Here is an 11930-nt window from a genome sequence, read left to right as displayed (position 1 = left end):
GGTGGACCCGCGCCGGGCCGGACATCCCGCCGACGAGGGCGGGGCGCCGGCCCGGCGCGGAACGGATGTGGTGCCTGGTCAGAACCGGTTCATCGCGGCGCGCACCGTCTCGACGTAGCGCTCGGTGTCCGGGTACATGCCGTGGGCCCGGACGCCGCCCAGGCCCTGGTAGTACGCGGCGATGCCCTGGTCGGAGTCCTCGGCGGAGGACTGGAGCGCGCGGATGATCGCGACGCCGGCCACCACGTTGTCCTGCGGGCTCATGATGTTGAGCGGGCGACCGACGAGCTGGGAGGCCCACTCGCCGGAGGACGGGATCACCTGCATGGTGCCGACCGCGTTCGCGGGGGAGACCGACGCGTGGTTGAAGCCGGACTCGACGAACGCGTGCGCGAGCGCCAGGCGTGGGTCGACGCCCATCGAGACCGCCGTGCTGCGGACGAGCTCCTGCATCGACGCCCGGGACGGGACCCCGGCCTCGAGGAGCGCGGTGCGGTTCGCGTTGGCCGCACCCACGACGGCCTCGGGGTACGTGCGTCCGGCGAACGTCGACCCGATGCCGGCCGAGTCGTTGCCGGGGTCGGACGTGGCCGGGCCGGAGGCCGCGGCCGCACCCGGGAGGGTGAGCCGCTGACCCACGTAGATCCGACCGTCGGAGCCGATCGAGTTCGACTCGGCGATCTCGCGGACCGACGTGTCGTTGGCCCGGGCGATGCGCGTGAGCGTGTCGCCCGGGCGCACCGTGTAGCTGCCGCCCGTGGACGACGACTCGGACGCCGCGTTCTCGGAGGACGCCGACGCGCCCGCACCGGGGAGGGTGAGAGTCTGTCCCGTCCGGATGACGGTGCCCGTCAGGCCGTTGGCCTGCTGGAGCTCGCGCACGGTGGTGCCGTGGGCGCGGGCGATGCCGATGAGGGTGTCGCCCGCCACGACCTGGTGCGAGCCGGACGAGGCCGAGGGCTCCGTCCGCGCCGCAGCCGCGGCGCCGGGGACGGTGAGGACCTGTCCGTCGATGATGAGCGAGCCCGTGAGCGAGTTGGCCTGCTGCAGGGCACGGACGGTCGTCCCGAGCTGCCGGGAGATGCCGATGAGGGTGTCTCCCCGGCGCACCGTGTAGCTCGACTCCTCGGGCGAGAGGCGCACCGGCGTGAGGGTGGCGGCCCGGGTCGGCGTGGTCGCGGCGGCCGGGGCGGTGCGCACGGTCTGGACCGCGGCTGCCTCTGAGCGGACGGACGCCGCGTACGGCATCGCCGTCTGCGGGGCCATCGGGGCCGGTGCGTCGGCCACGGCCGGGACGGCCAGGAGCGTCGGCACGCCCATCGCCGTCGTGGCGAGGGTGGCAAGGGTGAGCGGACGTCGGGTGCTGCGGCGGTGCGCATGTGCGACGGCGGGCATGTGTCCTCCGGGAAGTGGTACGCGACCGACCCCTGCGAGATGCCCCCCCAGGTGACGGGTGTGAACAGATGGACCTGTGTTACTCGTGTAACGATTGGGACACTAGTGGTTGATGGGGCTCACGTCTAACCCGGGGTCCGTCGTTCCGGCCCGCTCGAGCGGTGAACTGCGAACCGCGGGCGGTGAGCCGTGAGCGGCGGACGGCGTCCGTGGCCGTCGACCGCGCGCGACTACGCTGACCGGCATGCCCGGACCGACCTGGATCTCCGTCCCCGACGCCGCCGACGCGCTCGGGGTCCGCGACCGAGACGTGCGCCAGCTCGTCCGGGACGGACGGCTCGTCACCGTCCGCTCCAGCACCGGCGCTGCCGGCGTGGCACGCGAGATGCTCGACCTGGCGGCCGACCCGCCCGCCGTGGTCGACGGTCTGCCCGGCACCCTCACGCTGCTCTCCGACGGCGGGATGTCGGAGGCCGGGGTCGTCGCGTGGCTCTTCGAGCACGACGACGAGCTCGGCGAGGCGCCCATCGACGCCCTGCGGGCCGGCCACGTGCACGCGGTGCGCCGGGTGGCCCTCGCCCAGGCCTTCTGAGCGGTAGCGCTACGCGGCGCGCGCCGAGCGGTCGCGCTACGCCTTACGCCGCGCGCGTGACCAGCGCGTCGGCGAGCGCGTCGAGCAGGCGGCGCGGCTCGTCGTCGAGCTGGAGCCGGCCGAGAGCGGCCCGCGTGGCCCGCTCCCGCTCGTCGATGAGGCGCTCGTGGGCGTCGCGCGCCCCCGTGGCGGTGATGATCTCCCTGAGCCGGTCGACCCCCGCGGCATCGAGCGCCGGGTCCCCGACGAGTTCCTCGAGGACGGCCTGGTCGGTGGGCCCGGCGGCGCTCCACGTCAGCGCCAGCAGGGCCGTGCGCTTGCCCTCGCGCAGGTCGTCGCCCGCGGGCTTGCCGGTGACCAGCGGGTCGCCGAAGACCCCGAGCTCGTCGTCCCGGAGCTGGAACGCCTCGCCGAGCGGCTCCCCGACGGCGCGCAGGCCCGCGACCGTCTCGCTCCCGGCGCCCGCGAGCGACGCGCCCACCACGAGTGGGTGCTCGACCGAGTAGCGGGCGGACTTGTGCCGCAGCACCGTGAGCGAGCGGTCCAGGGCCCCGTCCGGGTCCGTGCGCAGCGGTGTCGCGGCCGCCCGCACGTCCAGGTACTGGCCGGCGGCGACCTCCGCGCACATGTGGTCGTACACGTGCCTCGCGGCCGCGCCGGCATCGGTCGCCACCGACGCGCGCGCGCCGTCCATCACTTTCGACGAGGCGGCGAGCAGGAGGTCGCCGAGGAGGATGGCGCCGGCCACGCCGAACGACTCCGGGTCGCCGTCGAGCCCCTGGGCTCGGTGGGTGGCCCTGATGGCCACGTGCGCGGCGGGCCGGCCACGGCGCACGTCGGCGTCGTCCATCACGTCGTCGTGGACGAGGGCCGCCAGCTGGAACAGCTCGAGCGCCGCGCCCGCCTGCACGATCGGGTCCGGGGCGGCGACGTCGCGCGCACCCCCGGCGGCGCGGTGCCCTGCGTAGGCGAGCAGCGCCCGCGACCGCTTGCCGCCGGCGAGCAGTGCGCGCCCGGGGGAGGCGAGGTCGTCCAGCCGATCGGCGAGGCCGTCCAGCTGCTCGATCGCGGACTCGAACCCCGTCCGGGTCGCGTCGTCGACGGCGGCGCGCACGTCCTCGAGGGGCTCGGGAAGAGGGGCTGGGGCCATGGCACGAGGGTACGTGGGCGGGCGGGCGGTACCGACCGCCGCGGGTCCACAGGCGGGTCGACCCGGTGTCCGTGCACAGGTGCCGGACGCGGCGTGGGCCCCGGCTGCCAGCGTGGCCGCATGACACCCATGACGCTCAGACTCTCCTGCGACGCCGACCTCGTCGGCGCCGTCCCGCACCTCCTGGGGTTCCGGCCCGAGGACTCGCTCACGCTACTGACGACCCCCAAGGTGGCCGGTGGCCGCGCCGTCGGACCGGCCGCCCGCCTCGACCTCGCCGACGCGGGAGCGACGGACGGCGAGCCCTTCGTCGCCGGGGTCGTTCGCCGGCTCGCCCGTGAGCGACTCGGCATCTACGCGGCGGTCGTGCACACCGACGCACCGCTCCGGGACGCCCGGGAGTCCCCGACCGTCCTCACCGCAGTGCGGCGGGTCCGGGCGCTCGACGACGACCGCGTGGGCGCGTGGGTCGTCGCCGCCGACGGGTGGCAGCGCCTGCCGGGGCACGCGCCGTTCGACGACCGGCCCGGTCGACGGTCCCTGGACGACCTCGTCGAGGCGCGCGCCGTGGCCGAGCTCGTCCTCACCGGGTCCGCACCGCTCGGCGTCCGGGCCGACCTCGGGGTCGTGCGGGAGCCGGGCTCGCCGAACGGACGCCTGCTCCTGGACGCCGTCGCCGCCAGGATGCGACGCAGGGCCCCGGGCATCGGCCTCTCCGTCCGGGCGTACGACGAGCTGCTCGCGCGGCGCCGCACGACCGCGAGCGGAGCGCTCCCGATGAAGGAACGTGAGCTGCTCGCCCGCCTACTCGTCGGGCTCGAGCGCCTCGAGGTGCGCGACGCCGTGCTCACCCGGGTGCTCGTGGGAGAAGGTCTGCCCACCGAGCTCCTGGCCGAGCCGGAGATCGTCGGCCCGCTGTGGATGGGCGGACCGATCGAGACCGCCGACCGGCGGCTGCCCCTGGAGGTCCTCGCCCGGTACGCCCCGGACGGTGCCGCCGCCCCGGCGCTCGCCATGCTCGCCATGCTCGCCTGGCGACGCGGGGAGGGCCCCCGGGCGGCGGTGCTCGCCGACCTCGCGCTCGCCGATCGCCCGGGCTACTCCCTGGCACGTCTCGTGGCGGACCTCCAGGCGTCCGGCACGGTGCCCCCGCGGGACGTCGACGAGTGGCTCTGCGACGACGGGCCCGAGGACGGCCTGGGCTGGTCCGACCTCACCGCCTTCGACGACGACCTCCCGGGCGAGCGGTTCCTCGACGGCGACCTGATCGACGAGGACCTGCTGGACGAGCGGCTGCTCGGCGACGACCTGCTCGACGAGGACCTGCTGGACGAGCCGCTGCTCGACGAGGCGGAGCTGCCCCGCGAGGACGGACGCGGCTGACCGGGAAAGTACGCGGCTGAGCGGGGGCGGGCGACGGTGGGCGGGCGGCCCTGCTCCCGGGCACCGCACGGGCGGTCCGGGTAGCGTCGCCCGTGCGCGCGTCGCACCGGCGGCGCACCGAGGAGGACCCGATGCACGTCGTCGTCGCGTACCTGGCCACGCCCGAGGGCGAGGCCGCACTCACCCACGCCCTGTCCGCGGTGACCGAGACCGACGAACGCGTGGTCGTCGTCCTCACCCGCACGAGGACCGAGGACGACAACCAGACCGTCGTCGAGGTCGACGCCGACACGGCACGCGACCGGCTCGACGACGCGGACGTCGCGTACGAGATGCGATACGTCGGTCTCGGTCAGGACGCCGGCCACGAGATCGTCCGGGCCGCCCAGGAGACCGGTGCGCGCCTCGTGGTCCTCGGGCTCGCGCGGCGGCCGGCGACCGGCACCCTCAGCGTGGGCTCCGGCGCCCAGCACGTCCTGCTCGAGTCGCCCTGCCCCGTCCTCGTCGTCCATCCCTGAACCCCTCCTCGTCCATCCCTGAACCCGCTCCGGGACGCCGTCACCGCCGTAGGCTGGCAGCAGCACCCGCACCGTCCGACGGAGGATCGCCGTGACCGAGCAGGACGTCCTGCACACCCCGCTGCACGCCGCGCACGTGCGCGCCGGAGCGTCGATGACCCCCTTCGCGGGCTGGGACATGCCCCTGCGCTACACCGCCGAGCTCGAGGAGCACCGCGCCGTCCGCAGCGCGGCCGGCCTGTTCGACCTGTCCCACATGGCCCAGGTCGTGGTCTCCGGGCCGGGCGCGCCCGAGGCGCTGGACCGCGCGCTCGTCACCAGGCCCTCGACCGCGGAGGTGGGGCGCGCCCGCTACTCGGTGCTGCTGGCGCCCGACGGAGGCATCGTCGACGACCTGGTCGTCTACCGGACCGCCGGACACGAGTACCTCGTCGTGGCCAACGCAGCGAACCGCCTGGTCGTCGTCGACGAGCTCACACGCCGCGCCGAAGGCCTCGACGGCGTCTCGGTCGACGACCGCACCACGGCGCGCGCGCTCGTGGCCGTCCAGGGACCCGCAGCGCCGGAGGTGCTCGCCGCGCTCACGAACGACGACCTCACGACGCTCCGGTACTTCCGCGCACGTCCGGCCACGGTCGCCGGGGTGGAGCTCCTGCTCGCCCGCACCGGGTACACCGGCGAGACCGGCTACGAGCTCATGCTCGGTGCCGCGCACGCGCCCAGGCTGTGGGAGGCCCTGCTCGAGGCGGGGGCGGCCCACGGACTGGTTCAGGCGGGCCTCGCCGCGCGCGACTCGCTGCGCCTCGAGGCGGGTATGCCGCTGTACGGCAACGAGCTCACGCGCAGGACAGGACCGGACGAGGTCGGCCTCGCCCGCCTCGTCGACCTCGCCGACGGTCATGCGTTCGTCGGACGGGCCGCGGTGGAGGCCGCGCGCCAGCGGCCCACGGGCCGGGCGCTCGTGGCCCTGACCGGCGAGGGACGCCGTGCCGCCCGCGCGGGGTCCTCGGTGCTGCTCGGCGAGGACCGGATCGGCGAGGTGACCTCCGGGGCGCTCTCGCCGACGCTCGGCCACCCGATCGCGCTCGCCCTCGTCGACCGGGCGCTCGAGCCCGGCACCACAGTCGAGGCCGACGTCCGTGGGAGGCGCCAACCCATGACCGTCGTCGAGAGCCCCTTCTACCGACGAGCCGGCTGATCTGCCGGACCGTCGCACCGCCACAGCACGTCCTACCGCGTCGCACCGTCACACCGCGAGGAGAGAGAGTCGTGAGCACCTATCCCGAGGACCGGAAGTACACCGACGAGCACGAGTGGATCTCGGTCGAGGGCCCCACCGGACGGGTCGGCCTGACCCGCTACGCGGCCGACGCGCTCGGCGAGGCCGTCTACGTCGACCTGCCCGCGGTCGGGGACTCCGTCGTGGCCGGCCAGGCCTGCGGGGAGATCGAGTCGACGAAGTCGGTCTCCGACCTCATCGCCCCGGTCTCCGGCGAGGTGACGGCCGTCAACGAGGCCGCGGACGCCGACCCGGCGATCGTCACCGGCGACCCGCACGGCGAGGGATGGCTCTACGAGGTCGCCGTCTCGGACGTCCCCGCGAACCTGCTCGACGCCCCGGCGTACGCCGCGCTCGCCGACGGGGCCGGCGCGTGACCCGGTTCGTCGACCGCCACCTCGGCGTCAGCGCGGACGCGCGCGAGGTGATGCTCTCCGCCGTCGGGGCACGCTCGACCCGCGAGCTGATGTCGAGGGCGCTGCCGCCGAGCATCCGGGAGGACGCGGACGCGCTGGTCGCCGAGCTGTCGGTCCCGACGGCGGCGAGCGAGCCCGAGGTCCAGGCCGAGCTGCGGGAGCTGGCCGCCGCCAACGTCGTGCGGCGGTCCATGATCGGCCAGGGCTACTACGGGACCCACACCCCGGCAGTCGTCCGGCGCACCGTCCTGGAGAACCCGTCCTGGTACACGGCCTACACGCCCTACCAGCCGGAGATCTCCCAGGGCCGGCTCGAGGCGCTCCTCAACTTCCAGACCCTCGTCTCGGACCTCACCGGGCTCGCGGTCTCCGGCTCGTCCATGCTCGACGAGGCGACCGCCGTGGCCGAGGGCATGCTCCTGGCGCGTCGCGCCGCCAAGGGCGCGGGGCCCAGGGTCGTCGTCGACACCGACCTGTTCACCCAGACCGCAGCCGTGCTCGAGACCCGCGCGGAGCCGGTCGGGATCGAGCTCGTCCCCGCGGACCTGCTCGGTGGTGAGCTACCGGACCTCGACGGGGTCGCCGGTGTGATCGTCCAGGTGCCGGGCGCCTCGGGACGCATCCCGGAGGCCGACGTGCTGCGCGGCGTCGTCGACGCCGCCCATGCCGCCGGAGCGCTCGCCGTCGCCGCGACCGACCTGCTCGCCTGCACGCTGATGACCGCGCCCGGCGACCTCGGGTTCGACGTCGCGGTGGGCTCCTCCCAGCGGCTCGGCGTGCCGATGGGCCTCGGCGGGCCGCACGCCGGCTTCCTCGCCGTCCGGGCGGGCCTGGAGCGTCAGCTGCCCGGACGTCTCGTGGGCGTCTCGGTCGACGCCGACGGCCGGCAGGCCTACCGGCTCGCGCTCCAGACGCGCGAGCAGCACATCCGGCGGCAGAAGGCGACGAGCAACATCTGCACCGCCCAGGTGCTCCTGGCGGTCATGGCCTCGTCCTTCGCCGTGTACCACGGGCCGGACGGCCTGACGGCGATCGCCACGCACGCGGCGCGCACGGCGGACGACCTCGCGCGCCGGCTGCGCTCCGTCGGCGGCGAGGTCACCACCGCGGGACGGTTCGACACCGTCGAGGTCCGCCTGCCCGGGCGCGCGGCGACGGTGGCCGCGGCCGCACGCGACCTCGGTGTGCTGCTGTGGGAGCAGGACGCGGACACGCTGCGGATCTCCACCGACGAGACGACGACGCCGGCCGACCTCGCCGCGGTGGTGCGCGCCGTCGCGGGCCGGGACGGGAACGACCCGAGTGCCGCCGACGCGACCGACTCCGCCGACGCGGCCGACGCCGGCGGTGCGGACCGCGCCGCGGTCCGCGCGGAGGACGCACCCGAGGACGCCACCGGCATCCCGGCGTCGATGCGTCGCACCACGGACTTCCTCACTCACCCGGTGTTCGCGACCCACCGCTCCGAGACCCAGATGCTGCGCTACCTCAAGCGGCTGGCGGACAAGGACTACGCGCTCGACCGCGGGATGATCCCGCTGGGCTCGTGCACGATGAAGCTCAACGCGGCGATCGAGATGGAGTCGATCAGCTGGCCGGGCTTCGCGGCGATCCACCCGTTCGCCCCGGCCGAGGACGTGACCGGGTACCTGCGGCTGGTGGCGGACCTCGAGGGCTGGCTCGCCGAGCTCACGGGCTACGCGGCCGTGTCGCTGCAACCGAACGCGGGCTCCCAGGGCGAGCTCGCCGGACTTCTCGCGATCCGCGGATACCACCGCTCGCGGGGCGACGACGGGCGCACCGTGTGCCTCGTGCCCGCCTCCGCGCACGGCACCAACGCCGCGTCCGCGGTCCTCGCCGGCATGTCGGTCGTCGTCGTCCCGTCGGCGGACGACGGCTCGATCGACCTCGACGCGCTCACGACGCTCGCTCAGGAGCACGCTGCCGACCTCGCAGCGATCATGCTCACCTACCCGTCCACGCACGGCGTGTACGAGGAGCACGTGCGCCAGGTCTGCGACGTGGTGCACGAGCACGGCGGTCAGGTCTACCTCGACGGTGCGAACCTCAACGCCCTGCTGGGGCACGCCCGGCCGGGTGAGCTCGGCGGCGACGTCAGCCACCTCAACCTGCACAAGACGTTCTGCATCCCGCACGGCGGGGGAGGTCCGGGGGTGGGGCCGGTGGCCGCGAAGGCGCACCTGGCCCCGTTCCTGCCGGGCCACCCGCTCGCGCAGGGCGAGATGCGCTCCGACGGGGCCGTCTCCGCCGCGCCGTACGGGTCGCCGTCGATCCTGCCGATCACCTGGGCCTACATCCGGCTCATGGGCGCCGACGGGCTGCGCCGCGCGACGGAGGACGCCGTCCTCGCCGCCAACTACGTCGCCGCACGGCTCGGCGACACGTTCCCGGTGCTCTACCGCGGGCCCGGCGACGCGGTCGCGCACGAGTGCATCCTCGACCTGCGGCCCATGCGCGCGGCCACCGGGATCACGGTCGACGACGTCGCCAAGCGGCTCATCGACCACGGGTTCCACGCGCCGACCATGAGCTTCCCCGTGCCCGGCACGTTCATGGTCGAGCCGACCGAGTCCGAGGACCTCGGCGAGATCGACCGCTTCGTCGACGCCATGCTCGCGATCCACGCCGAGGCCACCGCGGTGGCCGAGGGCCGGTGGCCGGCCGACGACAACCCGCTCGTTGGCGCCCCGCACCCGGCCGCACGCCTGGCGGGGGAGTGGCACCACCCCTACACCCGGGCCGAGGCCGCGTTCCCGGCCGGCGAGGAGGGCAAGTACTGGCCGCCCGTGGCCCGGATCGACGGCGCCTACGGGGACCGGAACCTCGTGTGCTCGTGCCCTCCGCCGGAGGCGTTCGCGCAGGGGTAGGCGGTCGGGGGTGACGTCGCACGCGTGATGGTGTAATGTCCGTGTCGGCTATAATTGTAGGGACGGCGCGCGCCGCCCCGGCCCGGTCCCGCGGGTCGGTAGGAACACCCGGCGCGACCGGCGCGTTGACACCTCGACGCCCCGAACCCCGGCGAAAGGCCCCCTGCATGAGCACCCCCACGACGACGCCCGCGACGGACACCGCCGCCGACGCCACGACCGAGACGGCAGCACCCGCGACCACCGCCGCACGGAAGCCTGCTGCCAAGAAGCCCGCTGCCAAGAAGCCCGCTGCCAAGAAGCCCGCTGCCAAGAAGGCGGCCACGAAGAAGCCTGCTGCGAAGAGGACGACCGCGAACCCGGCGAAGGGCCGGGCGAAGGCGTCCACCGCGACGCCCCCCGTCGAGGTGGACGAGGACGAGGAGACGACGGCCACCCCCGAGGACGTCGACGACGCAGCCCTGGAGACGGACGACCAGGCCGACGACGCGATCGAGGCGGCGGACAGCGCCGACGAGGTCGACGAGCCCGAGGACGAGGACGACGAGAAGGACGCGGCGCCCGTCCAGGCCTCCGGACGCGCCTCCCGCCGCGCCAAGCTGGCGGTCGTCCCGGACGCGGTACCGAGCGGGGAGACCGGCGGCCGCAAGGAGGAGACGACCTCGAGCGGGTTCGTGGTCTCGGACTCCGACGACGACGACCAGCCCGTCCAGCAGGTCGTCACCGCCGGTGCGACCGCGGACCCGGTCAAGGACTACCTCAAGCAGATCGGCAAGGTGGCGCTGCTCAACGCCGAGCAGGAGGTCGAGCTCGCCAAGCGCATCGAGGCCGGTCTGTTCGCCGAGGAGCGCCTGGCCCAGGACCCGGACATGGAGCGCAAGCTCTCCCGGGAGCTGCAGTGGATCGCGAACGACGGCCGCCTGGCGAAGAACCACCTCCTGGAGGCCAACCTGCGCCTCGTGGTCTCCCTCGCCAAGCGCTACACGGGCCGCGGGATGCTCTTCCTCGACCTCATCCAGGAGGGCAACCTCGGGCTCATCCGCGCGGTGGAGAAGTTCGACTACACCAAGGGCTACAAGTTCTCCACGTACGCGACCTGGTGGATCCGTCAGGCCATCACGCGCGCCATGGCCGACCAGGCCCGGACCATCCGGATCCCGGTGCACATGGTCGAGGTCATCAACAAGCTCGCCCGCGTCCAGCGGCAGATGCTCCAGGACCTGGGCCGCGAGCCCACGCCCGAGGAGCTCGCCAAGGAGCTCGACATGACACCGGAGAAGGTCGTCGAGGTCCAGAAGTACGGCCGCGAGCCCATCTCCCTGCACACCCCGCTCGGCGAGGACGGCGACTCCGAGTTCGGTGATCTCATCGAGGACTCCGAGGCGGTCGTGCCGGCCGAGGCGGTGAGCTTCACCCTGCTGCAGGAGCAGCTCAACGCGGTCCTCGACACGCTCTCCGAGCGGGAGGCCGGCGTGGTCTCCATGCGGTTCGGCCTGCAGGACGGTCAGCCCAAGACGCTCGACGAGATCGGCAAGGTCTACGGGGTCACGCGCGAGCGCATCAGGCAGATAGAGAGCAAGACGATGTCGAAGCTCCGCCACCCGAGCCGCTCGCAGGTGCTTCGCGACTACCTGGACTGATCGGTCGCGACGATCGGCCGGCCCGCGGTGCCGTAGCCGGGCCGGACGATCGCCCTGCTCAGATGATCAGCCAGATGATGAGCAGGACGCCGAAGGCGATGGCGATGCCCCACAGCGCGCGGATGAGCAGCGCCGTGGTCCGGCGCGACCGTGGGTCGTCGTCGTAGCGTCCCCAGGGCATGCCCGCGAACGTGGGATCCCCCGGTGCGCGCCCCTCGTGGGCTGCCGCGGCGCGCTCCGCGTCGCTGATGCGCGACGGTCGGGGCTCGGCCTGCTCGTCCGGCGACCCGGAGGGTGCGGACGCGCCGCCGGGATCGGTGGCGCCGTACACGTCGGACGCACCGTAGGGGTCGGTCGCGGGCCGGTCGGCGGCCGGCACCGGGGTGGCCGACGCCCCGTACGCACCGGGCGAGCCGCTCTCCTCGGGCCCAGCGCCCGGGTCGCGGACGTCCGCGGTCCACCGCTGTCCGTCCCAACGCCTCTCGAGGCCCTCCTGCCAGGGGTCCGCGTGCCAGCCTGGTTCGCGCTGTTCCATCTCGGGCTCCTCGTCTCGCGTCGTCGTGCGTGCCTCAGCGTGGCACAGACGGCCGCTCGGCACCGGTCCGGGCAGCATCGGCGCGGACGTCGCCGGCAGCACCGGCGCCCCGGGGCGCCCGGCACCCGGCCGGC

10 protein-coding genes are annotated in these 11930 nt (G+C 74.5%); 7 read left to right on the top strand and 3 right to left on the bottom strand.

The annotated features are described in order from the left end of the window. Positions 1–78: 78 nt before the first annotated feature. Positions 79–1395 (bottom strand): LysM peptidoglycan-binding domain-containing protein, encoded by a 1317-nt coding sequence (locus ACPYO4_RS08940; protein ID WP_425708878.1) that lies wholly within the window; start codon positions 1393–1395, stop codon positions 79–81. A 244-nt stretch (positions 1396–1639) separates the two neighbouring features. On the opposite strand from ACPYO4_RS08940, the gene ACPYO4_RS08935 reads away from it, so the two are divergent. Beyond that, on the top strand, positions 1640–1987 hold the full coding sequence (locus ACPYO4_RS08935) for an Rv2175c family DNA-binding protein (RefSeq protein WP_425708877.1): 348 nt from the start codon (positions 1640–1642) through the stop codon (positions 1985–1987). Between the two features lie 43 nt (positions 1988–2030). Here ACPYO4_RS08935 and ACPYO4_RS08930 read toward each other — a convergent pair whose 3' ends face one another. Beyond that, positions 2031–3137 carry a polyprenyl synthetase family protein gene (locus ACPYO4_RS08930; RefSeq protein ID WP_425708876.1) on the bottom strand — a complete coding sequence of 369 codons (1107 nt, stop codon included), beginning with the start codon at positions 3135–3137 and terminating at the stop codon, positions 2031–2033. A 120-nt stretch (positions 3138–3257) separates the two neighbouring features. Between ACPYO4_RS08930 and ACPYO4_RS08925 the strand changes: the two genes are divergently transcribed. From ACPYO4_RS08925 to ACPYO4_RS08900, 6 genes are all read left to right on the top strand, one after another. Beyond that, positions 3258–4520 carry a DUF4192 family protein gene (locus ACPYO4_RS08925; protein WP_425708875.1) on the top strand — a complete coding sequence of 421 codons (1263 nt, stop codon included), beginning with the start codon at positions 3258–3260 and terminating at the stop codon, positions 4518–4520. A gap of 131 nt (positions 4521–4651) precedes the next feature. After that, positions 4652–5038 (top strand): universal stress protein, encoded by a 387-nt coding sequence (locus ACPYO4_RS08920; RefSeq protein WP_425708874.1) that lies wholly within the window; start codon positions 4652–4654, stop codon positions 5036–5038. A gap of 91 nt (positions 5039–5129) precedes the next feature. After that, positions 5130–6236: a glycine cleavage system aminomethyltransferase GcvT gene (gene gcvT / locus ACPYO4_RS08915; protein ID WP_425708873.1), complete on the top strand. Its 1107-nt coding sequence runs from the start codon at positions 5130–5132 to the stop codon at positions 6234–6236. Between the two features lie 71 nt (positions 6237–6307). Then, positions 6308–6694 carry a glycine cleavage system protein GcvH gene (gene gcvH, locus ACPYO4_RS08910; RefSeq protein WP_425708872.1) on the top strand — a complete coding sequence of 129 codons (387 nt, stop codon included), beginning with the start codon at positions 6308–6310 and terminating at the stop codon, positions 6692–6694. After that, positions 6691–9621 (top strand): aminomethyl-transferring glycine dehydrogenase, encoded by a 2931-nt coding sequence (gene gcvP / locus ACPYO4_RS08905; protein ID WP_425708871.1) that lies wholly within the window; start codon positions 6691–6693, stop codon positions 9619–9621. Before gcvH ends, gcvP begins: the two co-directional genes overlap by 4 nt. A gap of 167 nt (positions 9622–9788) precedes the next feature. Further along, the gene (locus ACPYO4_RS08900; RefSeq protein WP_425708870.1) at positions 9789–11261 is read left to right on the top strand and encodes an RNA polymerase sigma factor; all 1473 of its coding nucleotides are present in this window, start codon (positions 9789–9791) and stop codon (positions 11259–11261) included. Positions 11262–11319: 58 nt separating this feature from the next. On the opposite strand, the gene ACPYO4_RS08895 is transcribed toward ACPYO4_RS08900, so the two are convergent. Continuing rightward, positions 11320–11796 carry a DUF2510 domain-containing protein gene (locus ACPYO4_RS08895; RefSeq protein WP_425708869.1) on the bottom strand — a complete coding sequence of 159 codons (477 nt, stop codon included), beginning with the start codon at positions 11794–11796 and terminating at the stop codon, positions 11320–11322. Positions 11797–11930: the final 134 nt, after the last annotated feature.

It is taken from the genome of Georgenia sp. Z1491 (genome assembly GCF_049856175.1).
Lineage (GTDB): Bacteria > Actinomycetota > Actinomycetes > Actinomycetales > Actinomycetaceae > JB111.
The sequence above is the reverse complement of the archived record's forward strand: the minus strand, read 5'-3'. Positions and strand labels throughout refer to the sequence as shown.